General features: G+C 34.7%; 23 protein-coding genes and 2 pseudogenes. 15 read left to right on the top strand and 10 right to left on the bottom strand.

The annotated features are described in order from the left end of the window. Positions 1–484: 484 nt before the first annotated feature. The gene (locus FYJ55_RS06215) at positions 485–1,669 is read right to left on the bottom strand and encodes an IS110 family RNA-guided transposase (RefSeq protein ID WP_154556104.1); all 1,185 of its coding nucleotides are present in this window, start codon (positions 1,667–1,669) and stop codon (positions 485–487) included. A gap of 307 nt (positions 1,670–1,976) precedes the next feature. Between FYJ55_RS06215 and FYJ55_RS06210 the strand changes: the two genes are divergently transcribed. The 10 genes and pseudogenes from FYJ55_RS06210 to guaA all read left to right on the top strand — a co-directional run bounded on the left by FYJ55_RS06210 (position 1,977) and on the right by guaA (position 12,496). Next, positions 1,977–3,329: an MATE family efflux transporter gene (locus FYJ55_RS06210; RefSeq protein ID WP_154556103.1), complete on the top strand. Its 1,353-nt coding sequence runs from the start codon at positions 1,977–1,979 to the stop codon at positions 3,327–3,329. 56 nt (positions 3,330–3,385) lie between these two features. After that, entirely contained in the window at positions 3,386–4,729 is a 1,344-nt protein-coding gene (locus FYJ55_RS06205) for a replication-associated recombination protein A (protein ID WP_154556102.1), read from the top strand. Between the two features lie 51 nt (positions 4,730–4,780). Next, entirely contained in the window at positions 4,781–5,233 is a 453-nt protein-coding gene (gene tsaE, locus FYJ55_RS06200; RefSeq protein WP_040466346.1) for a tRNA (adenosine(37)-N6)-threonylcarbamoyltransferase complex ATPase subunit type 1 TsaE, read from the top strand. After that, positions 5,226–5,819, top strand: coding sequence for a tRNA (adenosine(37)-N6)-threonylcarbamoyltransferase complex dimerization subunit type 1 TsaB (tsaB, locus tag FYJ55_RS06195; RefSeq protein ID WP_154556101.1), 594 nt, complete (start codon positions 5,226–5,228; stop codon positions 5,817–5,819). The genes tsaE and tsaB overlap by 8 nt, the downstream gene beginning before the upstream one ends. Next, positions 5,816–6,250, top strand: a complete 435-nt coding sequence (rimI, locus tag FYJ55_RS06190) for a ribosomal protein S18-alanine N-acetyltransferase (protein WP_154556100.1) — start codon at positions 5,816–5,818, stop codon at positions 6,248–6,250. Before tsaB ends, rimI begins: the two co-directional genes overlap by 4 nt. Positions 6,251–6,259: 9 nt before the next feature. Continuing rightward, positions 6,260–7,261, top strand: a complete 1,002-nt coding sequence (gene tsaD, locus FYJ55_RS06185; protein ID WP_154556099.1) for a tRNA (adenosine(37)-N6)-threonylcarbamoyltransferase complex transferase subunit TsaD — start codon at positions 6,260–6,262, stop codon at positions 7,259–7,261. 8 nt (positions 7,262–7,269) lie between these two features. Further along, positions 7,270–8,226, top strand: a complete 957-nt coding sequence (locus tag FYJ55_RS10830) for a GNAT family N-acetyltransferase (RefSeq protein ID WP_195836681.1) — start codon at positions 7,270–7,272, stop codon at positions 8,224–8,226. A 52-nt stretch (positions 8,227–8,278) separates the two neighbouring features. Next, positions 8,279–9,400, top strand: a complete 1,122-nt coding sequence (locus FYJ55_RS06175) for an Mbeg1-like protein (RefSeq protein ID WP_154556098.1) — start codon at positions 8,279–8,281, stop codon at positions 9,398–9,400. A gap of 1 nt (position 9,401) precedes the next feature. Continuing rightward, positions 9,402–10,901: an HAD-IA family hydrolase gene (locus FYJ55_RS06170; RefSeq protein WP_154556097.1), complete on the top strand. Its 1,500-nt coding sequence runs from the start codon at positions 9,402–9,404 to the stop codon at positions 10,899–10,901. Between the two features lie 47 nt (positions 10,902–10,948). Next, positions 10,949–12,496, top strand: a pseudogene (gene guaA, locus FYJ55_RS06165) (glutamine-hydrolyzing GMP synthase). A gap of 568 nt (positions 12,497–13,064) precedes the next feature. Here guaA and FYJ55_RS06160 read toward each other — a convergent pair. The 9 genes and pseudogenes from FYJ55_RS06160 to FYJ55_RS06115 all read right to left on the bottom strand — a co-directional run bounded on the left by FYJ55_RS06160 (position 13,065) and on the right by FYJ55_RS06115 (position 18,864). Further along, the gene (locus tag FYJ55_RS06160; RefSeq protein ID WP_154556096.1) at positions 13,065–13,385 is read right to left on the bottom strand and encodes a hypothetical protein; all 321 of its coding nucleotides are present in this window, start codon (positions 13,383–13,385) and stop codon (positions 13,065–13,067) included. 55 nt (positions 13,386–13,440) lie between these two features. Next, complete coding sequence (locus FYJ55_RS06155; RefSeq protein ID WP_154556095.1) at positions 13,441–13,764, bottom strand: type II toxin-antitoxin system RelE/ParE family toxin; 324 nt, start codon at positions 13,762–13,764, stop codon at positions 13,441–13,443. Further along, the gene (locus tag FYJ55_RS06150; protein ID WP_229771114.1) at positions 13,761–14,063 is read right to left on the bottom strand and encodes a type II toxin-antitoxin system RelB/DinJ family antitoxin; all 303 of its coding nucleotides are present in this window, start codon (positions 14,061–14,063) and stop codon (positions 13,761–13,763) included. Before FYJ55_RS06150 ends, FYJ55_RS06155 begins: the two co-directional genes overlap by 4 nt. Before the next feature lie 701 nt (positions 14,064–14,764). Further along, positions 14,765–15,016 (bottom strand): hypothetical protein, encoded by a 252-nt coding sequence (locus tag FYJ55_RS10825; protein ID WP_195836680.1) that lies wholly within the window; start codon positions 15,014–15,016, stop codon positions 14,765–14,767. 85 nt (positions 15,017–15,101) lie between these two features. Further along, positions 15,102–15,404: a helix-turn-helix domain-containing protein gene (locus FYJ55_RS06135; protein WP_154556093.1), complete on the bottom strand. Its 303-nt coding sequence runs from the start codon at positions 15,402–15,404 to the stop codon at positions 15,102–15,104. Beyond that, the gene (locus FYJ55_RS06130; RefSeq protein ID WP_229771113.1) at positions 15,397–15,669 is read right to left on the bottom strand and encodes a type II toxin-antitoxin system RelE/ParE family toxin; all 273 of its coding nucleotides are present in this window, start codon (positions 15,667–15,669) and stop codon (positions 15,397–15,399) included. Before FYJ55_RS06130 ends, FYJ55_RS06135 begins: the two co-directional genes overlap by 8 nt. A gap of 162 nt (positions 15,670–15,831) precedes the next feature. Continuing rightward, positions 15,832–16,598: pseudogene (locus FYJ55_RS06125) on the bottom strand (ParA family protein). A gap of 101 nt (positions 16,599–16,699) precedes the next feature. Further along, positions 16,700–17,056: an immunity protein Imm33 domain-containing protein gene (locus FYJ55_RS06120; RefSeq protein WP_154556092.1), complete on the bottom strand. Its 357-nt coding sequence runs from the start codon at positions 17,054–17,056 to the stop codon at positions 16,700–16,702. A gap of 545 nt (positions 17,057–17,601) precedes the next feature. After that, positions 17,602–18,864 (bottom strand): hypothetical protein, encoded by a 1,263-nt coding sequence (locus FYJ55_RS06115; protein ID WP_154556091.1) that lies wholly within the window; start codon positions 18,862–18,864, stop codon positions 17,602–17,604. Positions 18,865–19,003: 139 nt separating this feature from the next. Between FYJ55_RS06115 and FYJ55_RS06110 the strand changes: the two genes are divergently transcribed. The 5 genes from FYJ55_RS06110 to FYJ55_RS06100 all read left to right on the top strand — a co-directional run bounded on the left by FYJ55_RS06110 (position 19,004) and on the right by FYJ55_RS06100 (position 23,836). After that, on the top strand, positions 19,004–20,641 hold the full coding sequence (locus FYJ55_RS06110; protein ID WP_154556090.1) for an ABC transporter ATP-binding protein: 1,638 nt from the start codon (positions 19,004–19,006) through the stop codon (positions 20,639–20,641). Positions 20,642–21,230: 589 nt separating this feature from the next. Beyond that, positions 21,231–21,767 carry a reverse transcriptase domain-containing protein gene (locus FYJ55_RS11305; protein WP_268234143.1) on the top strand — a complete coding sequence of 179 codons (537 nt, stop codon included), beginning with the start codon at positions 21,231–21,233 and terminating at the stop codon, positions 21,765–21,767. A gap of 62 nt (positions 21,768–21,829) precedes the next feature. After that, complete coding sequence (locus FYJ55_RS11300) at positions 21,830–22,180, top strand: RNA-dependent RNA polymerase family protein (RefSeq protein ID WP_268234142.1); 351 nt, start codon at positions 21,830–21,832, stop codon at positions 22,178–22,180. Then, positions 22,093–22,431 carry a group II intron maturase-specific domain-containing protein gene (locus tag FYJ55_RS11070; RefSeq protein WP_229771112.1) on the top strand — a complete coding sequence of 113 codons (339 nt, stop codon included), beginning with the start codon at positions 22,093–22,095 and terminating at the stop codon, positions 22,429–22,431. The genes FYJ55_RS11300 and FYJ55_RS11070 overlap by 88 nt, the downstream gene beginning before the upstream one ends. Positions 22,432–22,618: 187 nt before the next feature. Continuing rightward, the gene (locus FYJ55_RS06100; RefSeq protein WP_117926822.1) at positions 22,619–23,836 is read left to right on the top strand and encodes a tyrosine-type recombinase/integrase; all 1,218 of its coding nucleotides are present in this window, start codon (positions 22,619–22,621) and stop codon (positions 23,834–23,836) included. Positions 23,837–23,927: the final 91 nt, after the last annotated feature.

Here is a 23,927-nt window from a genome sequence, read left to right as displayed (position 1 = left end):
CCCAGTCAGGATAAGTAACATATCTTTTCATAATAATAGTGTACACCAATACACTATTAAAGTGTATAAAAAAATAAATAATCTTAAATCGCGAAATTTTGAAGATCATTTCATGCGTAATCACTAGCCATGTAATTTTGTTTTGACAAATTAAAAAAATAAAAATATAATCACTTCGTAACGAGTAGCGGAAACAGCGTAAATCCAGTTTTCTGCTACTCTTTTATATTTTATAAAGTGTGTTGCTTAAAAGCGTAAGTCCAACTTATGTGAGTGATGCACTTTTTTGTGTTTTAGGGAGCTAACTATATAAAATTCAAGTATTTTTTTATGAAATAGTTTGAAAATACAAAATAACTAGATTTTTTAGTTAGTTTTAAATTGATCTTTGAAAATGTGAATATTGGATTAAATTTAGGCATGACGAAAAGAACTTTTAAAATGCGATTTTTTAAAAGTTCAGATGCATTCAGATGAATTTGTCTTATCTTAATAATGCAGGATCAAATGATTGTCCTGTTTCTAGTAAATGATAAATGATTCTAAGCAGCTTTCTAATACAGTGACCTTGAGCACAACGATGTCCTTTACCTTGAGATATCTTCAATCGATAGTATTTCTTGAATATAGGATTATTGTTGATTACAGGCAATATGATTTGATACAAAGTCTTTCTAAGATACTTAGATCCCTTCTTGGTTATGCCAGTATGTTGGGCATTGTATTGACTCGATTCATAGTGATATGGTGCTACTCCTGCAAATTTAATGATCTGAGATGGTTTGGAATAATTGCCAATATCTCCTAATTCGGCTAAAATAGAAGTACCAGAGAAATGAGAAATCCCTGGAATGCTTAGGATAGGAGAGTTGTTTTTGATCGAGAACTCTTCTATTTTTTTATCTATTTCAGCGATTTGCTCTTTAATAAGCATGATTTGGCTTACCAAGTGTTTGATCTGTATAGTTTCAACTTCTGAAGAGATTCCAATAGAATTCTTAGCACATTCTTTTAATTTTTCCGGAGTCAATGAAATGCGACCGCCTCTTCCTTTGACTTCAAAACATTTACGAATTGTACGAATATCTGTAGAAGCAATAGCTTCAGCACTGCCAAACGTTTTAAGAAGATTCATGTAAACAATGCCATATTTCGAGCTGAACAAAGTGTTAAATTCAGGGAAAACAAGATCAATCGATTTCTGTAGTCGATTACAGTAGACATTGAGTTCTTCCTTTAAATTGTGGTGATGACGAGTCAATTGTCTTTGTTCATATAAATCAAAACGGTCAACTTTAGTAATACGATACTGTTTCTTACGCTCAGGAGTATCTAGAACATCACAAATAGTGATTGTATCCATTTTGTCATTCTTAGTAATGCCGCCTTCCATCTTGCGGGTAAGATCTGTAGTTTTAGGGTTGATCAAGGCAACGGTATATCCATTGCTAAGAAGAAATTTTAGAAGAGCAACATGGTAATGCCCCGTGTCTTCCATACCAATTAAAATTGATTTTTTAGAATACGGTTTAAGAGAGTTGATCAGAAAGTCAAATCCTTCTTTGTTGTTAGAAAAAGAAGAAGGTGCAACATTGAATTCACCAGTTTCTTTGTCTATGACACAAAAATGATGACTGTTCTTTCCAACATCGATACCAACTAGTTTCATAAATAAACATCCTTTCTTTATAGAAACGTGTGAAAATGGTTATCCACAACACTTAGACCACAAAACCTGGTTCAAAATACGAATTCAAAGACTCATCTAACTAATCACTGTTTTGGAATAAGGAGTGGTAAGAACCTCTCTAAAGTAGTCAAGCTACAGGTAAAAAAAACGCAAATCCACATTCACATATTCAATTTTACAAATTAACAACACCGTCTTCAACCACGGTTATCAAAGGTTGAAAGAAGGGAGAAGTATATTGTAGATGACCAGTTAGATGGGTCAATTACAATATACCAGGTAAAGAATGGAAGAAAACAACAAAATGAAAAATGAGCCCGTCAATAAGTTAATGCTTCAAATGGGTGTGCCCATGATTTTATCTATGGCCTTGCAAGCAGTCTATAACATAGTAGACAGTGCTTTTGTAGGCAATATGAAAGAAGGAAGTGAAGCCGCATTAAATGCACTTACCTTAGTTTTCCCTATCCAAATGTTGATGGTGGCCTTAGCCATTGGTACAGGTGTTGGAGTAAACGCCTTACTCGCAAGAACTTTGGGGCAGAGAAATTGTGAAAAAGCTTCTAAAGTAGCCGGAAATGGTTTGTTTCTAGCTACAGTTATTTATATTATTTGTGTGTTGTTTGGATTATTTGGCATTAAAGCCTATATATCCTCTCAAACAAGGAATGCGCTTGTATTATCGATGAGTGTAGACTATCTAAGAATTTGTTGCCTATTATCCTTTGGCGTTGTGTTCTTTTCTATATTTGAAAAACTGCTCCAAGCTACAGGACGCTCCCTATATTCTACAATTGGACAAGTTACAGGAGCCATAATCAATATGATTCTAGATCCTATCTTGATTTATGGCTTTAATTTAGGTGTACAAGGAGCTGCTTATGCGACAGTCATTGGACAAATTTTATCGGCTTTATTATTAGCTGTGTTTCATATGCGTTTAAATAAAGAATTTGATCATGGCCTCGCTTATACAAAACCCAATAAGCGTATCATCAAAGAAATCTATTCGATAGGACTTCCAGCCATTATTGCTCAGGCATTGATGTCATTTATGGTGTATGCGATGAACTTAATTCTAAAATTTGATGCATCTGCACAAACAGCTTATGGACTTTTCTATAAAGTACAACAATTTGTATTATTTATGTCCTTTGGCTTAAGAGATGCGATTACACCTATCATTGCCTTTTCGTATGGTATGCAAAATAAGAAGCGTGTTAAAGATGGAATCAAGTATGGCTTAATATATACTATTGTATTAATGGTTGCAGGAACCTTGATTACAGAACTATTCCCAAATTTCTTTGCGACACTATTTAATGCAGGACAATCTAGAATATATTTCATCAGTGCTGTTCGAATCATATCCATTAGCTTTGTGTTTGCGGGTATAAATATCGCATTTCAAGGTGTGTATCAAGCTTTAAATGGAGGTATGGAATCCTTGGTTGTATCCTTGCTTAGACAAGCCATTTTGATTTTACCTTTAGCTTGGGGATTTTCAAAATTAGTCATTCAATATGATATGGATGTATCTTTGATTTGGTATGCATTTGTGATTACGGAAGTTTTGTCTTGTGTTGTGGGATGGGTATTTTTAAGACGAATTGAGAAAAAGAAGATGGTGTTTGATTAAGGTCAAACACTTTTTCTTTTGAGTGGTGTATAATAAAATACATATGGAGGAAACATATGGAACAAGATTCTCTATTTTCAATACAAGAAGATACTAGGCCATTAGCCGATCGTATGCGTCCGGAAACATTAGATGAATATGTAGGACAAAAACAGCTTGTTGCCAAGGGAAATCTTTTGTGGCAAATGATTGAACATGATCAAGTGACATCGATGATTTTCTGGGGCCCACCAGGCGTTGGAAAAACGACATTGGCACGTATTATTGCACATCAGACAAAGAGTTATTTTGTGGATTTCTCAGCTGTTACTAGTGGCATTAAAGAAATCAAGGAAGTTATGAAGCAGGCCGATACGCGTAGGGTCTTGGGACAAAAAACAATACTATTCGTAGATGAAATCCATCGTTTTAATAAGGCGCAACAAGATGCATTTTTACCCTATGTGGAAAAGGGAAGTATCATTCTAATTGGGGCTACAACAGAAAATCCTAGTTTTGAGATCAATTCCGCCCTTTTATCTAGGTGTAGAGTATTTGTGTTAAATAGTCTAAATACGGATGACTTAAAAGATTTGATTATTCGTGCTATTTCCAGTTCAAAAGGATTAGGCAATTTAAAAATACATATTACGGATGAAGATATAGAGGCGATTGCCGCATTTTCAGGTGGGGATGCCCGCTTTTGTTTAAATACATTAGAGATGGTTGTTTATAATAGTCCAAGTGAATTGGATGGTATTCATGTTTCACAGGATATTTTGAAGCAATGCCTTCAGAAAAGATCGTTATTGTATGATAAAAAAGGGGAGGAACACTATAATATTATTTCGGCTCTACATAAAAGTGTACGAAACTCCGATGTACAGGCCGCTGTATATTGGTTAGCACGTATGTTAGAGGCTGGAGAAGACCCTTTATATATCGCAAGAAGACTCGTTCGTATGGCTAGTGAAGATATTGGTATGGCAGATTCTAGAGCCCTAGAAATCTGTGTGGCAGCCTATCAGGCATGTCACTATTTGGGCGTTCCAGAATGCAATGTACATTTAACGCATGCAGTTGTCTATTTGGCTTTAGCTCCAAAATCAAACGCTTTAGAAGTGGCTTATAATAATGCGAAAAGTGATGCATTAAAAACATTAGATCAGCCAGTGCCTTTACATATTCGTAATGCGCCAACAAAGCTAATGAAGGAGTTAGGCTACAGTAAAGGATATGAGTATTCACATGATTATGAATATCACATGACGGATATGCAGTGTCTTCCAGATGCTCTAGTTGATAAAGAATATTATGTACCTAGTGATCAGGGTTCTGAAGTGAAGGTGCGAAATCGTCTTGCACAGATTAAACAAATCAAGGCAATGGTGCATAGAAATCGTATGATGAAGAAAAAATAGTTGAAAAAAGATATAAGATGGAATAGTGTATTTCAGTAGAAAGAGGTCATTATGAAAATAGAAATTCATAGTTTACAAGAAACACAGGAATTTGCCACTAAAATGGCAGATCTTTGCAGAAATAAACAATTAGTTATTACATTAGATGGAGATTTGGGTGCAGGTAAAACAACTTGGACAAAAAGCTTTGGAAAAGCGTTGGGTGTAAAGAATGTGATCAATTCACCAACTTTTACAATCTTAAAGGATTATAAACAAGAAGGTGGAGTCCCTTTCCATCATATTGATGCGTATCGTTTGGAAGGAAAATGTCAGGACTTAGGTTTTGAAGATTGTTTTGATGAAGGAATTACTGTAGTAGAATGGTCTGAATTTATTGAAGATCAATTGCCACAAGATCATATCAAAATTTCTTTTGAAGAAGGTATCGATGAAAATCGTACAGTGACATTAGAATATACGGGTCCTGTATCAAAAAGTATTGTGGAGGCATATCATGATTAGTTTATGTATGGATAGTGCTTATAAAGCATTAGTGTTAGGTTTATATAAAGATGGAACATTGATTGATGGTGTATCTATCGAAGCGTTCAAGAAACAAAGTGAAACGATTTTTGTGGAATTAAATCAATTGTTTGAAAAGACAGGTTTAGACTATAAAGACGTAGATGAAGTGATCATTACAGATGGTCCGGGTTCTTATACAGGTATTCGTATTGCGATGACAATTGCGAAAGTATTTTGTACACAAATGCATAAAACATTAAAGTGTATTAGTACAATGCAGTTGTTTGCGGGTACGGATGAAAGTGCCAATGTTATTTTGGATGCTCGTAGTAAAAGAGCGTATGTAGCACATTTAGAAAAGGGTGTTGTGGTTGGAAAAACACAAATTTTAGAAGTCGATCAATTGGAAGATTTCTTAAATGAACATCCTGGAACATTATATGGAGATGGATATTTGGTGAATCAAGAAGCTGCAAGTTGTGATTTCTTGAAGAATTTTATGGAGGTACCAAGTCGTACAATTGAAAATGTACATGCTTTAGTTCCTCAATATTTAAAAGAAAGTGATGCTTATAAAGCATGATCTTTAAAGAAATGAAAGACACGGATCTTGTTCGTGTTTTAGAACTTGAACAAGCTTGTTTTAAACAGCCTTGGCTAGAAAAAGATTGTTTATATGAATTGAATGAGAATCCTTTTTCTCATGGTTGGATTTTAGAAGATGAAGATACAATTGTTGGATACGCCTTTTTATGGGAAACCTTTGAAATGGCGCAACTAGCTCGTATTGGAGTCGATCCTGACTTAAGAAAAAGAGGATATGGTAAAGAATTGATGATGCATTTATTTGATCGAGCTCGAGAAGCGGCTTGTGAATATATGACATTAGAGGTTCGTGCTAGTAATGAGGCAGCCTTGAATTTATATCAAAAAATGGGCTTTATTCAAGTCAATGTATGTAAGAGTTATTATCCGGATGGAGAAGATGCTATTGTGATGACATTGGCATTGTAGGAGGATTATATGATTATTATCGGAATTGAAAGTAGTTGTGATGAAACAGCCGTTGCGGTTGTCAAAGATAAAAAGGAAGTATTATCAAGTGTGGTCGCAAGTCAAATTGATGTGCATACAGAATTTGGTGGGGTCGTACCCGAAGTTGCGAGTCGTATTCATGTAGAAAATATTTCGTATTGTATTGAAAAAGCATTGAAGGATGCCAATATCACTATGGAAGATGTGGATGCGGTTGCTGTTACGCAAGGTCCTGGCTTAATTGGATGTTTACACGTTGGTGTGCAAGCCGCCAAGACTTTGGCTTTTGCCTACCACAAACCATTAGTTCCTGTACATCATTTAGCAGGGCATATTTATGCCAATGAATTAGTGGTGGATATGAAATATCCTGTATTGGCTCTTGTTGTTTCTGGTGGAAATACGGAACTTGTTTATATGAAGGATGAGACAAGTTTTGAAATCTTAGGAGAAACACAGGATGATGCGATTGGAGAAGCCTTTGACAAAGTGGCTCGTGTGTTGGGTCTTGGATATCCTGGTGGTCCTAAAATTGATAAATTGGCAAAAGAAGGTAAGCCGGTATATGAACTGGCAAAACCGAAGACACAAGGTCGTTATGATTTTAGTTTTTCTGGATTGAAGAGTAGTGTTCTACAATTTACAAAGCGTATGGAAAGACAGGGCAAGACATTTGATATGGCAGATTTGGCTTGTTCATTCCAAGAATGTGCATTGGATGAAATTTTCTCTCGAGTAAGAGCTGTACTTGATAATCATAAAGATATTCGCCATTTCGTTGTAGGTGGTGGAGTAAGTGCCAACTCAAGACTTCGTGAAAAGGTAGAAGAATTAAGAAATGAATATCCGGAAGTTGAATTTACTGTACCTCCAATGTATTGTTGTACAGACAATGCGAGCATGATTGGTGTTGCAGGAACCATCGCCTATCTTTCTGGAAGAAGAGGGGATGCGAGTTTAACCGCCGATTCAAGTTTAGAAATCCAATAGGAGGTTTTATGCAAGAGTTACGTTTACTTCAAGAAAAAGATTTAGAAAGTATATATCCAATCTATGTACATTATGTAAAGAAAAGTACAGCTATATTTGATCTTGTGCCAGATTCTTTTGATGTATTTAAAGAACATATGATGGAGATTTCAAAGACAAATCCATTTTATGTCGCACTTAATGATGATGTTCTAATTGGCTATGGATATGTACACCCGGCTTTTTCTAAAGAGGCGTATAAGTATTGTGTAGAACTTACCATTTATTTTAAAGAAGGAAAACATTATGGCTTGCCTTCAAAAATGTTAGATCAGCTTGAAGTGGATTGTAGAAAATTAAACATGCGTTGGATCATTTCATGTATTACAGATTCGAATGAAGAAAGTATTGCCTTTCACAAAAAACATGGCTTTACTATGTATGGGGCATTACCTTCTTGTGGTATGAAATTTGGTGCGTGGCATGGTGTGGTTTGGTTTTGTAGAAGATTGGATGAAGAAATAAAAAAATATGCTTGTGCAAGTAATGCAACCATCTTGGGTAATGTTTCAATTGGTGAAGGTTCAAGCGTTTGGTATAACGCTGTGATTCGTAGTGAAGAAGAAATGATTGAAATTGGGCAAGAAACCAACATTCAAGATCAATGTGTTTTGCATACGGATCGTGGCTGTCCATTAAAAATTGGTGATCGTGTCACGATTGGTCATGGGGCCATTGTGCATGGTTGTACGATTGAGGATGAGGTGCTTATTGGTATGGGAGCTATTGTTTTAAATGGAGCTTGTATTGGAAGCCATAGTATAATTGGTGCTGGTTGTGTTGTGCCTGAAAATATGGTGGTTCCACAAAAGAGTGTTGTGGTTGGAGTACCAGCTAAGATTATTAAGAAGACTTCAGAATCTCAGGTTTCTGACATTCTTTCAAATGCACAACATTATATAAATTTATCGAAAAAATTGGATTAGTCATTTGGCTAATCCTTTTGTATATTGTAAAATCGTTGTAGTGAGGTTTACTATGGAAAACTTATTAAATTATGTACGTTTAAGAAGAGATATCGACTTTTCTGTTCGTCCCTTTAATGAGGTGGATATGTTAGTATGTGCCGATTTATCTTATGTGGATTGGGATGGCATTGTGGAAAAGGACGAGGTTTCTTTAGAAGAAGCATGTCGTAAATATCTTTCTTTATATAGTGAAGAGGAATTAAAGAGTAAGTATACATTTTCAAAAAATCTTCCACATTTGATTGATGTGTTGCAAGATACGATTCGTTATGGAAATATTAAGTTGAAAAACTATAAAAAAGTCTATAGCGATGAAGATGTGATTCAATTTAGTGTGGTAACACTTGTGTTGCCAGATGGATCTTTCGTACTTTCTTTTAGTGGTACAGATGGTAGTATTACGGGTTGGAAAGAAAATTTAATGATGACCTATAGGCAGGATCTTCCTTGTCAAATTCTGGCGAAGGATTATGTCAAAGAAACAATTGCGGATATTCCTGAAACGAGTTATTTGTTTGGGTTGAAAAAGAAAAAAGTCTATCCAAGGATGTATTTGACGGGGCATTCAAAGGGTGGAAATCTGGCTATGTATGCCTATTTAAAAAATCCAAAACTACAGGGACATATTGAAGGTGTGAAAAGTTTTGATGGGCCTGGCTTTGCGGATGGTTTTTGGCAAGGTGATGAGGATGTATCTAAGATCACAAACTATATTCCTAAGGATAGCATTGTGGGTCGTGTTTTAGATCATAGAGAACAAACGAAAATCCTGGATGCCGAAGGTTCTGGTCTAGTTCAGCATGATACGCTTATGTGGAGTGTGGATGTAAAAGACTTTAATTATTGTGACGCACTCACAAAAGAGAGTGATGATTTATTGGAGTATGTAAATAAGTTATTAATGGATCGTCCACTGGAAGAAAAAGAGCGTTATTGTCATTTGATTGGAGAATTATTTGATCGTATGGAAATTTATACGATTGCGGATTTAACTGAATTTTCATTTAAACAGGCATTGTCTGGAATTAAGGAGATTCGTCAATTGAATGCAGAAGAAATTAAGTTTATATTTGAAGTTGTGAAATTTATTGCGGTGCAATCCGCTCCAATATTAGTGAAGGGAAGAAAGTAAAATGAGAAAAATAGGTTGGATTGGTGCTGGCATTATGGGTCAGCCAATGGTTATTCATTTATTGAATAAGGGTTATGAAGTGCATGTGTACGCAAGACATCCAGAAAGGGTAGAACAAGCTAAAAATGCAGGTGCCATTTTAGAAGAATCGATTGTGTCTTTGACATCCAATGTAGATGTGATTTGTACAATGGTCGGTTTTCCTAGTGATGTTAAAGAAGTATATGATGTGATTTTTAGTTGTATTGATGCGGGTAAAACTTGTATTGATTTTACGACTTCAAGTCCAAAACTTGCCAAAGAATTGTATACAAAAGGAAAAGAATTGGGTGTTCATGTATTGGATGCGCCAGTGACTGGTGGAGATACGGGAGCTAAAAATGGTACTCTAACTGTATTGGTTGGTGCAGATAAAGAGGATTTTGAAACGAATAAAGAAATCTTTGAAGCGTTTGGAACACAAATTGAGTATTGTGGCAAGGCGAGTTGTGGTCAACATGTCAAGATGGCCAATCAAATTATGATTGCGAATACATTACAAGGTATTTGTGAGGCCATGTCGTATTTGAATTGTAAAGATGTGGATGAATCTTTTGTGTATCGCTTCTTGCGTAATGGAGCTGCTGGATCTAAACAATTGGAATTCCAAGGTAAGAAGATGTTAGAGAATGATTATGCGCCTGGTTTTTATGTGAAACATTTTGTGAAGGATTTAAAAATTGCAGTACAAGAGGCAAATTTTCCTTTGTATGGTGTAAATCGCGTCATCAAAGAATATGTGGATCTAATGGATCGTGGCATGAGTGATTTGGGTACGCAGTGTTTGATTGAGTATTTTAGAAAGCCACAAATTAAAGCAGTTATCTTTGATATGGATGGTTTGATGTTTAATACGGAAAAGATGTTTAAGGATGAGTTTAAAGAGAAGGCTAAAGAATTAGGCGTTTCTTGTCCAGACTATTTTCCAGAACCTTTAATTGGTTGTGATTCAAGAAAGGTTGCACTCTATGAAGAAATGTATCCAGGTGTGACAAGAGTTATGGAAGAAATTCAGGAAGAGCGTGTGGATTATTTCTTTACATATTTTAAAGAGCCGGGCAGTGCCAATATGGTTGGTTTACAGAATTTAATTGAGTATATTGAAGAGAATAAGATTCCTTATGCGGTGGCTTCAAGTTCGCATCCTCAGGCTATTAAAAAGTTCTTGTCGCATGCGGGTTTTGTGGTAAGCCCAAATGTGATTGTATCTTCTAAAGAGGGATATAAATCAAAACCGGCTCCAGATGTTTTCTTGGCAGCAGCTGAAAGATTAGATGTAACACCAGAAAACTGTTTAGTATTAGAGGATAGTAAGCATGGAATTATGGCAGCAGCCAATGCGAAAATGCATTCCATTTTTATTCAAGATCAGATTGCGCCAGATGCGCAAATGAAGGAGTATATCCAAGAATCTTGTAAGGATTTAAATGAAGTAATTGATTATTTAAAGCGTTGTAAATAATTGGTAGCTACTTTATAATATTGTTGAGAAATTAATAGGAGGACGTAATGAAAAAAGAATTAGTCATTGTTCTTGATTTTGGAGGACAATATAATCAGTTGGTTGCACGTCGTGTTCGTGAGTGAAATGTATATTGTGAAATCTATTCATATAAAACAGATTTAGAAAAAATCAAAGCTATGAATCCAAAAGGAATTATCTTAACTGGAGGACCAAATAGTTGTTATGAGGCAGATTCACCTACATATTCAAAGGAATTATTTGAATTGGGTATCCCAGTTCTTGGTCTTTGCTATGGCGCACAATTGATGATGCATGTATTGGGCGGAAAAGTAGAAAAAGCAGATCACCGTGAATATGGTAAGACAGAAGTTCTTGTTGATAAGACTTCTTCTAAAATCTTCGAGGGTGTGTCTGAGAAAACAATTTGTTGGATGTCACACTTTGACTATATTTCACAGGTAGCACCTGGTTTTGAAATTACGTCTCATACAGATAACTGTCCTTGTGCATCAAGTGAAAATGCAGAAAAAGGATTATATGCTATTCAGTTCCATCCAGAAGTATTACATACACAAGAAGGTTCAAAAATGTTATATAACTTCGTTCGTGGTGTTTGTGGATGTTGTGGTGATTGGAGAATGGATAACTTTGTTGAAGAACAAATTAAAGCTATTCGTGAAAAGGTTGGAGATGGAAAAGTTTTATGTGCCCTTAGTGGTGGAGTAGACTCTTCTGTTGCAGCTGTATTATTATCAAAAGCAATTGGTAACCAATTAACATGTGTATTTGTTGATCATGGTTTACTTCGTAAAAATGAAGGGGATGAAGTAGAAGCTGTATTTGGCCCAGAAGGTCCATATGAATTAAACTTCATTCGTGTAAATGCTCAACAAAGATATTATGAAAAGCTAAAGGGTGTTGAAGAACCAGAAGCAAAACGTAAGATCATTGGTGAAGAATTCATTCGTGTATTTGAAGAAGAGGCTAAGAAAATTGGAAAAGTTGATTTCTTAGTTCAGGGAACGATTTATCCAGATGTTGTTGAGAGTGGTTTAGGTGGAGAATCTGCTGTAATTAAATCTCACCACAATGTCGGTGGACTTCCTGATCACGTAGATTTCAAAGAAATTATTGAACCATTACGTGACTTATTCAAGGATGAAGTTCGTAAAGCTGGTTTAGAATTAGGTATTCCTGAATACTTAGTATTCAGACAACCATTCCCAGGACCTGGTTTAGGAATTCGTATCATTGGTGAAGTTACTGAAGAAAAAGTAAAAATCGTCCAAGATGCAGATGCCATCTATCGTGAAGAAATCGCAAATGCTGGATTGGATCGTTCAATCGGTCAATACTTTGCAGCATTGACAAATATGCGTTCAGTAGGTGTTATGGGTGATGAAAGAACATATGATTATGCCATCGCTTTACGTGCCGTTAATACAATTGACTTTATGACTGCAGAATCAGCTCAGATTCCATATGAAGTATTAAATAAAGTTATGTCTCGTATTATCAATGAGGTTCGTGGGGTTAACCGTGTAATGTATGACCTTACTAGTAAGCCTCCTGGAACAATCGAGTTCGAATAGTAAGGCATATCAAGAAGGAGCTGTAACGAATAAGTAGATTTTTCGAAATCACTGAGCGTTACCGCTCTTTTTTTCTTGTTTGCGTTGTGTTTTAGGGTTTGTCAATGACATTATGATCTTTACATTAGATTTTAGACACACTTAAGTATTGGATTGCCATATTCATCAGCCTTATCCATCAGTTGGGTAATCTTGCTTGTTACTGGTGCCAGGATTATCAGCCCTCTTTCACCTTTATCTACATGACGGTTGAAGTTGTGCTGCCATGCCTTGTATCCAGCTACCAGTGTTGTATCCGGTTTCTGGCCAGTATCAATAGGGTATTGTTCAATGAATAGCTATGAAACCTGGAACAGCAGGAAAGATATTTACTGAAGTTGTCTGAACTGTAAACATCCTTGACACCCTGTTCGATCATCTCAAAAGCCTGTTTAGTCTTTTCTTCTTTTGTCACTTATTCACATCCTTTCTTCATCGTTCCTGTTCTTTTGATCTGTTCATGCATCGAAATACATATTTGTCATCAAATCTTCTGATCATTGATGGATATTCAAGATCGATATTTTCATCATTCTTTTTCGTCAAAGAAGTATTCATCGACGTCGCCATAGTCTTCACCAATGCGCATGTAACGGTAGGAATGCTGGTTTTCCTGTAGATTCTTAAGACCGCTCATGATAGGGAAGGCACCGTCATAGGTTTCATACCATTTGATATCATTCCAACCGAAATAGATGGCATCCTTTGTCCGGTGTACCACATCCATGTATTTCAGGTAATTATAGTTATCATTCAGCTTATTCAGTCTAAGATATTCTTTTACATGCTTTGAAAGTTCGTTGAAGCCGTCAATTGATAAAATGATTCTTACATCGCTTCTGTATCCCATTTCAGACCTCCTTTCATCCAAAAGAAAAGCACCAGCGGTTGCTGATGCTTGTAAATTATTCGCTTAATGCTTTGGCAATATCTCTTTTTCCATAGACGATACGAACAATTGAAACACTTGATTGCAAAGGATCCACGATATAGAAAACCAGATAGTTTCCAACACGCATTTTATGTGTATTCAATGAATTCCAAGGCTCCCAATCTAATATTGGGTTTCTTTCAGGCATGAAGTCTAGTTCCTTGATGGAATTTCGTATTCGCCTTACCATTTTCGCCGCTGTTTCAGGAGCTTGTAAATTAAAAGCAATATATGAATAGATGTCTCTAAGATCATTTATTGCTTTAGTTGAATATTTGATTGTATATGTTTCGCTCATATGTTGAATTCTTTTGCCAGAATCGCATCCACTTCTTCTGGAGTATATGTCCTTTCTTTCTGAAGGGAATTAAGACCTTTTGTAAGCTCAGCATCGATCTGATCACGAGTCATATCACCGATGGAAGTTGGCTTTGAAACAGGGAGCCTTAGATCCAGTGGCAGACTGTTTGTCAGAACAATCTGGCTGTATAGCATCTGGATGGCACTAGATGGCGTAATTCCTAATTTAGACAGAATGCTTTCGGCATTTTCCTTTAATTTTGTATCAATACGAGCATAAACAGGTGAAGTACTCATAGAATCAACTCCTTTTGTACTATCATTATATATATATTTGCAAGCAATTGCAAGCATATACATTTATGCAACCTTCTTTCCAATGACAACGATCCTCTTGTTTCCATCTCTTGTGTCACATGTTACCAAAGTCATCAACTCATCATCATTTGAAACAGATGCTCCAGTCCGATACAGGCTGTTATTTATTGTGCTTGAAACGAATGCCTGGAAGTCATTATTGGAACGACAGCTGCTTTGAGTGAACTCGAGTGAATGGTCAAGATTGTTGAAATCAATGTTCATTACAACGAAGATCTGATACGTCCTTATTTTATCCTTTGTACAAAACTATAGATCATTTTTATTGTTTTGTTCACCTAGCCGTTTATAAGAAGTCCGTAGTCATTGTTCAAAAGACGGACTTTATCCGGTGTCAATAATTCTTTGCCGGTCTGCTGGTAGTTGGTGGAATAGCTGCCACTATGGCTAGTGGATTTGTATGCGTTGTCAGCTGGCCCCTGGCTAAATAGGGAAGCCATAAGTTCGTAATTGTTTTTCGTATCCTCGTACTTATCAAGATGCCCGGAATCAATCAGATGGAATTTCTTCTTCAGAACTTTTCATCTTCAACAAGTTCCTGGACTGTTACCTTGATAGTTGCTTCTTCATTTAGTTCCAATGAATCCAGTGTCTTGTTCATATCCATCAACAACAATGTTTCATAGAACAGTATCGGTTCCTCTTCCTTTAATGATTTCATCTGCTTGAACATGATGTTGAGAAACTGCCTTTTTTACCTGATCATTGACCATGTCTTCCACTGGCTGATCCAAAATTTCCTTGTAGTGCTTGGCTGGAACGACGGTCGGTTGGTTGGTATCCGGGTTGATATAGGCGTAGGTCATTCGTGAAATGTTTTCGCTCAGTTCCTTGATTTTCATTTTCACGAACAGATCAAACTGCTTGTTCATTTTCTACCTTCTTTCTTTTTTGAGTTGTAGTATAAAGACATAATAAAAACGCTAGCGATTGCTAACGTTTATTTGAATCTTATATTTACCAGTTCTTTGCTTGTTGTTTCTGAAGAGGCACGAACTCAATCTTCAAGCTCATACCCATTCCAGCAGCCAGTCTTTTAAGCATTGCCAGACTTGGATTTCTTGTACCATTTTCAATTCTACTGATATCGGCTTGGGTAATGCCAGTTGCTTTTGATAAGTCTTTCTGTGTCATATGCTGGCTTTTTCTGGTATCAATCATTGCCTGGATAATGTCGAATTCACAAGAAAGCTCATCATATGCAGTTTTGACTTCAGGGTCTATTAAGGTTTCTTTTTTAAAGTCTTCATACTTAATCATTTTGATTCCTCCTTTGATAATCTTCTCTGTATTTCTTAGCAGTTTCAATCACATTCTTAGGCGTCTTTTGTGTTTTCTTGATAAAGCCATTTATCAAAATAGCCCTGTTACTTATGAAAAAGAAATACAGAACTCTTGTTATATTGTTTTCTTGTTTGATTCTTAATTCAAATATTTCATCTTCCAGATATTTTGAATAAGGCTCTCTTAGAAATGGACCGTTATTCTCCAACAAATCGATGGTTCTCGGTACTTTCGCTTTCATCTTTGAATCAAGAGAGAATGAATTCAGCTACAGGACATTCACCACTCTCGGTGTTATAAAATTTGATATTTATCATATTTAGCTTGCTATCTTCCTACTTATACAATATGTCGAATACAACATATTTATCAATGACAATTTCATTTCCGGTAATTATCTAGATTAATCAAAGGATTGTAAATTTCTTTTTTGAATATATTCATGATAATAGGAATAGATGCTCTTGCCTGAAATGGAAGCTTCTCCGGCTTTTGTAGCAACCGGAACAACCGAATCAAATACCTTGATGTTCTTGCCGAAACTATCCCTGATCGTCTCTATTGTACTTTTAGCCAGATTTGTCTTCATATCTTCCAAGGTAATAGCCACTCCAGCAATGGTGAGATTGCTGTTGATTTTGCGCAGGACCTTGCTTATTGTCTGAAGAAGCTTGGCCATTCCTTTGGCAGGCAAACACTGGGCCTGTACCGGTATCAATACCTGGTCTGCAGCCGATAGTGCATTTACTGTAAGCATGCCAAGAGAAGGGGACAGTCAATCAGAATATAGTCATATCGATTCTTTAATGGTTCAAGGCAACTACTTAAAACCTGTTCCCGGTTGATGACAGATACTAGACGCATCTCGAAGTCGGCTAATTCAATGTTTGCTGGTATTACATCTACATCCTCTTCATGTTTCAGAATCAAAGAGGCATATTTGATATCCTTATCATTGATGTAATCATCAAGCATAGTTGAAACGGTGTTCTCTAATGCATCATTGTTTTTCCAACCAAGGCAGACAGTAAGATCACCATGTGGATCAAAGTCAACAATCAGGACTTCCTTGCCATTACGAGCCAGGCCAATGGCAACATTCTCTGTTGTAGTTGTCTTGCCAACGCCACCTTTCTGGTTAGCTACTGCAATAACTTTGCATTTGGACATAATAAAAACTCCTTTCCCATAACCACCAGCTAGTTGTGGATATGTAAAAGGAGTTATGATTATTTTGTTAGATAGAAAAACTGGAATTTTCTAAGCTATTTTTATTTAATTCGCTTTCCTGTATTAGTATCAATAAAATATCTACCAGTATCATCGAAGAAAAACTCTAACTCTGTACCAACTGGCATATCATATACTAATAAAACTGCTGGTTCAATATTTGCAAGAGTGTTAAAATCTACTATCATAGAATTTTCTGGATTATCTATATATTCCTGTGTATCATTATCTCCGATTGCTCGCCAACCATTATCGGACGGATTTACACTTTCTTCTCGAAACAGCCATTTTAATTTAGAAGTTCTCTGATAAATTGATTTTGTGATGATAACTCCACCTGCATTCTCAATGAAAGTAACGTTGGTGTTTTTCTTTTTTAATTTATCAAATAAGCCCATATCTAGTTCTCCTTTCAAATTCCGATTTATATAAATCAATTTATCTAAAATCACCTAGAGTATAACATTTATCTATAACTCTGAATAGATGGTATAAATTAGTTAAGACCATAATGGATTCTATTTGATTCAGCAGTAATAATTTAATCACTTAGTATAATGAATTGAAGATCTACCTAAGAAGTAATTTGATCTTCATGACACGCAATAATCGCATCAAAACCAATTCCGTGAAAACATTTTTGAAAACATTTTTTGTAGACGCATGGGAAAAAGCCCTGTTTTGATGGAATTGTACCTGTAAACAAGGACTAAAAAGGGCATATTTTCGATTATTGGGAAAATAATACAATCGAGTTTGAGTAGAGATAAAATGAAAAAAAGTTCCTTATATAAGGCACTTTTTATGCGTTTATAGGTTACTTTGCTACCAAATTGATACCAATAATATAGAGAGTATGTTCCTGATGAGAAATTGAATGTGTATTTTATATCTAATATTATTATTAGTTTGATAAATAATTACTCGTTCGATTTCCGCTTTTTCAAATTGGTAACATATCACTGGTTGAATCCAAATATGTTTTCAAGTCTTTATAACGCTTGGTTTGTTCGACAAGCATACTTAGTTCTTCATAAAAGAATTGTTTATATTTCCCCATAGTATTATCGATTATAATGGGTACTATATTCACTATAAAATAGGATAGTTCATCATTGTCAGTTTGATATTTATATTTCAAAATGAAGTAGTTCAAAAGATTTTCGTATTGGCTATCACCTTTGTATACTTCTTTGGATTGTATAAAGGATTTAAGTTGATCGATTTTATTCGTCTTTTGATAAGAAATGCATAAATCGATACCTACAATATTCGCATAAGGTGAATCCATAGCTATATATTGTTCAAGATAATTTATGGCTATATTGTACATATCAATTCTAAAGGCTTGTAGGCCGATATTCTTTAGAAGTTGAGATATTTTAATTTCAGGTATGTTTGAATTGTGTGCTTCTACTGTATGATTTATTTGAGAAACTAATTTTTCAAATTTTTCTTTTTCTGTATTTGAAAAGGCAAATCCTTTTAGAGAATAAATGTCGAGAAGACGAATGTAATTGTTTTTACTGGAATATTCCTCTTCTAAATCTTGACAATAATCAAGCATTTCAGACAATTTGGATTGATTATATAAAATCATCATATGGTTTCCACGATTAATCATGCTGTTTGAATTTTTAAAATCAAAGTAGGAAAAATCATAAATTCCACTAATTGTTCGTTTTTTAAAAACTAGATCCATCATGACTTCATAGAGGTTAGAATTGATAATGTTTTTTAGCAAGATAATATATTCAGTACTTTGAAGAGTCGGAAGTTCAAATGAGGAATAATAGGTGTAGATCCATTTGAAACACTCGTAGTATTCATGAAAGAAAATGTATTCTTTGAATGGATTTAATTGTTTTACATAGGATTCAGAGATGGATATAAGCTTTTCTAAATTATAATAATCGCAAGCATTTAATAAATCAGAAAAAATGGAAGTTGGCAGGAATTCTTCAATACAATAATCCGTATTGAATTTTAGATTCACCTTTTTTAGTAATTCTTCATAAATAGAATCGTTTTTAATAATAACACCCTGTTCTATTTTACTAAGTGTTTGTCGAGTGCATATTGGCTCATTATACTCATTTAACAAAAAAGAATTTTGCGATAGATGTTTAAATTGTTGAGTTCGATATAGATGGATTAGGTATCCAATTTTCTTTTTATCGGAATCATTGATCTTTAAATAATGCATAGTATTTCTCACTTCATAATTCACTTAATTTTAACATTTTTCATATATGTATAGAAGAATCAATTGTTAAAATTAATTGTTAAAAAAGAAAGATAACGAGATGTGATAGGTATATACTCTTAAACTAAGAAGGGTATGGATGAGAATGTGTCGATATATATTGAAAAATAAAAAATATTTTATAGGTACACTGTGTACTAGTTTATTTGCGGGTGTCGTACCTTTGTTTTTGGCGTATGTAATCCAATTAATATCGGATGTTGCATTTAATAATCATTTTGAAAAAGCAGGTACATGTCTTTTTGCAAGTGTTTTATTCCTTGTATATACATTGATGACGACTTCTATTAATTCAATAATGAAGTCAACTTATAGGAAAAAATTAAAAACAGATTTGGGTGAAGATCTCTATTTTAGTTTGATGAATCAATCGTATTCTACATTTAAAAAAGAGAAGATAGGAAATCAGTTATCTCTATTTACCAATGATATAAAAATGGTAGATGAATATTACTTTCATCCAATATTAAGTATGATTGTCGATATCATTGTGTCTGTTATTATTTTAATATACATTCTTCGCATCCATGTATTTGTAGGATTCATGATGGTTTTGATTGCAGTAGCAACACTTTTGGTGCCGAAGATGATGGAAAAAAGATTGAAAAAGTATTCGAACCAATTGTTTTCTTATTCAGGTATATATAATTCAAAATTAAAGGAGATATTTCAAAATTTCGATATCATATTGGATTTGAGCGTTCTAAAGCAGTTCGTGGATAAAGGAAAAGAATGGATTGAAAACATGGAATATAAACAAAGAAATGTAAATATGGCAATATCTTTGACGGGAAACTGGGCTAATTGTATTGCGGCCACTTTTCAATTGATTTTCATGTTGGTGATTGGATTGATGATATTATATGGACATTTAGATATGATATATATGATGCCAATTGTAAATGTTTCTAATAATTTTATTTCGAATTTAAATGATATTTCAAGCAATCTTGCTGGATTTAAGTCGGTGTCGGACGTGAATTCGAAATTACTGAATATTATCGATTCTCATGGACAGGCAAATAAGTTTGTATCGAATTATGATGGAAATATCTATTTGGAACATGTATCTTTTGGCTATACTGAAAGTAAGATGGTTATTGATGATTTATCTTTCAAATTTGAAAAGGGAAAAAAGTATGCGATTGTTGGTCCGAGTGGTTCCGGAAAATCTACAATTTTAAAATTAATTTTAGGATATTATCCAGTTCAGAAAGGAAATGTGAGTGTTTTGGGTCCTAAGAATGTTTCTATGATTCATCAGGAAAGTCATATATTTGATGACACGATCCGAAATAACTTGAATATGGAGCTTGTACAAACAGATGAAACACTGTTAAAATGTTTGGAATTTGTAGATTTACCAGAATTTAAATTAGACCAGAATATTTGTGAGGATGGAAGTAATCTTTCTGGTGGGCAAGTTCAACGAATAGGGATTGCGCGTACAATCTCACATTTAAAAGAGGTACTTTTGTGTGATGAAATAACAGCAAGTCTAGATGCACAGACGGCTATTGAAATTGAAAATCGAATATTGGATTTAAAAGAAGAAACTGTATTATATGTAACACATAAATATTTTGACGAAACACTAAAGAAGTTTGATTGTATTCTTGTATTTAAACAAGGACGGATTGTTGAACAGGGATCATTTGAAGAACTTATGAAAAATAAAGAGTATTTCTATAGCCTAAAAAACAAAGGATGTATTTAGTGGATTATCCATATAAAAAGAGATATCGGTTTAAATAAATCCGATATCTCTTTTTGAAGTGTGCCGGGCATGGCATAAGCTCAGTTGGAGATAAACCAACCATGGGTAGTTACCGCCAAATGTAGTGAACCACAAGCCGTTGGTAGTGATGTCATGGGTGGAGGAAGTGGTGTAGCGATTCTTTTGAGCGTACGCACAGAAACTTGATGAGGCTAAATGGTGGATGAGATTGCTTCACAAATCGAAGTCCAAAAGGTAAACGTAAAACCAAGACAGTAAATCAAGCCGTTGTGAAAGAAATAGGGCTTATGTCTTACCCCGGGAGGTCTTATGGACAAGGAATTTTAGTATACTTTAAAATCAGTGATAGTACCCTTGTAGCGAAAAAGGCTTACCATGAGAAATCAGATGAAGTCATAGTAGGTAGCAATACTGAAGGACTGAAACGTTTATAGAGTGCAAATCTCTATTAGCAATGTCTGGATAGTCCGAATATGAGAATAACCTAGAACTATAGAACGTAACCATAGATGGTAAAGGTAATTGGGATGTTTCCAGATAAATTTACAAATAGAAGGAGGAGCAGCAAATGGAATTGATTGAAAAGATTTTAGGTGAAGAGAATCTACAGAAAGCAATTCGTAAGATCAAGAAGAACAAAGGTGCATCAGGAGTGGATAAAATGACTGTCCAAGAGGTTGAGGAATGGTTTAATCAATATAAGGAAGACCTAATTTCCAAAATTTTGAATAAACAATACAAGCCCATGCCCGTCAAAAGAGTCTATATTCCTAAACCTAATGGCAAACAAAGACCATTGGGTATACCAACTGTTGTCGACCGAGTAATCCAACAAGCTATGTTACAAGTGCTAAGTGAAATCTATGAACCAGTATTTAGTGAACACAGTTATGGCTTTAGACCAAATCGTAGTGCACATATGGCAATGGAGGAAGTGCTTGGATATTTAAATGATGGATATGAATGGATTGTTGACCTGGATATTGAGAAATTCTTCGACACTGTAAATCATGATAAATTAATTTCAATCTTAAGAGAGCGTGTCAATGATATTAAAACATTACATTTGATACGAGCTTATCTGCAAGCAGGAGTCTTGGATTAGAATCTAGAAATCTTCGCTTCGCTAGGTACGCCGACGATTGTATCATTTTCGTTAAAAGCGAAATGAGTGCAAACCGTGTAATGAAATCAGTGACATCGTGGCTAGAAAGAAGACTATTCTTGAAGGTTAGTGCAACAAAAACTAAAGTGGTTAGACCAACTAAAGGTCAATTCTTAGGATTTACCTTTTACAAAGCTAAAGCAGTGTGGAAATGTACTCCTACTAAAGATAGGAAGAAACGTCTGTACTCAAATATTCAGAAATGGATGGAAAGAAAACATGCAGTTTCAAGACCTCTATCAGTTACATTTGAAAAATTGATCAAATGGTCAGAGGTTGGATACAATACTTTAAAATCTCAAGTATCAAAGGATTCTTGGATAAATTTGGCCAGTGGTTACGCCATAAAGTGAGATGTATCATCATTAAACAATGGAAAAGACCATTGCGCATATACAAGAATCTTATGAAACTAAATAAAGCATGCAGAAGTAATTTTACTCATGAAGATATATTTAAATGCGCTAACTCTAGACTTGGATGGTACAGGAGAAGTAGTGGGAATATCGTGAATTTTTTTCTTTCTCCCACTGTTCTAGGCATAGAGAAAGGAGATAGACCAGGTTTGATCAATCCCCTTATTTACTATCTTGAGATTTTGTGATTCGTTTTAGATTCGATATAAATGTAGAGCCGTATACGAGACCCGTACGTGCGGTTCAATTATCCAGAATTATGGATAATTGAACTTATCCCGAATTATGTATTATCCCGAAAAACAGGTTTTCACTATAGAAAATCAAGTAAAATTCGGGATAATTTTTTTATAATGGCTTCAGGAGGTAATCATAATGAAAGTACTGATAACTGAAGCTATTAATTCAGCTATGAATGCATTTTTTGATGCATTAGGAAATGATACTTATAAAGAACAGTATCGTGAAACTCATTTCAATCCAATTCTAATAGAATATAAACGAGTTGGAGAAGATTATTATGACAGATCTGTTAACGAAGAGATTGAAAAAATATATCAATCTTACCTAGAAACAGGTCAATTTAGTAAAAGCACATTTAATAAACGTTTAAGAGGTCTGAAAATTCTTGAAGAAGTAGTAGAAACAGGACGTTTTGAATGGAAGTTTAAAATGTCAAACGATAACACAATTACTAATTTTTTTACCGATTCCATTGACCGCTATATTCAAACTAGAGATTTAAATCTTCGTAATATAAACTTCGAAAAAAAGACACTTGATAAATTCTCGAATTTTTTGATAGAAAATGGAATTTATACATATCAGGACATAACTTATGAGTGCATCATATCGTTCATAAAAATTGTATCTTTAGTTTCGCCTGGAACTATTGATAAAGTAGCTACTGCCTTATCTAAATATATGCGAAGTCTTGTTGATAATAATCTTGTTTTTGATGATATTTCACATCTGATAAAGGTGAATAGAGTGAAAAACGAAAAAATTAGAAAAGCCGCAGATGTAAACGACATTGCGAAGATTCTAGATACAGTTGATAGAAACAGTGCCATGGGTAAAAGAGATTACGCAATTATCGTATTAGCTTGCACTACAGGGATTAGAGCCGGAGATATCATTAATATTAGAATTTCTGATATTGATTGGAAAAATAAAGAAATCGTAATCATTCAAGGAAAGAACAATTCTTACTTAAAATTGCCGCTTAATGATAATATTTGTGGAGCATTAGCTGATTATGTTTTGAATGGAAGACCTTGCACTAAATCTGACAAGCTATTCATTAGATCTTTGGCTCCATTTCAAGGATTTAATAGTGGCGTATCGATAAATAATATTTTAAGAAGAAGAGCTATGAATGCAGGCGTAACGGTTGGTGGTAAAAATACAATACACGGGATTAGAAGAATGGTTGCGACAGAAATGATAAAGGCTAATCAATCTGTTTATACCGTATCTCAAATACTTGGCCATCAATCATTAAAATCAACTAGACAATATATTGATTTAGATGTAGAAGGTCTAAGAAAATGCACACTATGTTTTAATGATGTAATAGGTGATGAACGATGAAGTATTGCTGGGAATATACGGACGATTATCTTGAATATCGTAGTAGTCTTGGCTTAGACATCAGAAATCCAGGATACTATATAAAGGATTT

It is taken from the genome of Holdemanella porci (genome assembly GCF_009696075.1).
Classification (GTDB): domain Bacteria; phylum Bacillota_I; class Bacilli_A; order Erysipelotrichales; family Erysipelotrichaceae; genus Holdemanella; species Holdemanella porci.
This window is presented reverse-complemented; position numbering and strand designations above follow the sequence as displayed.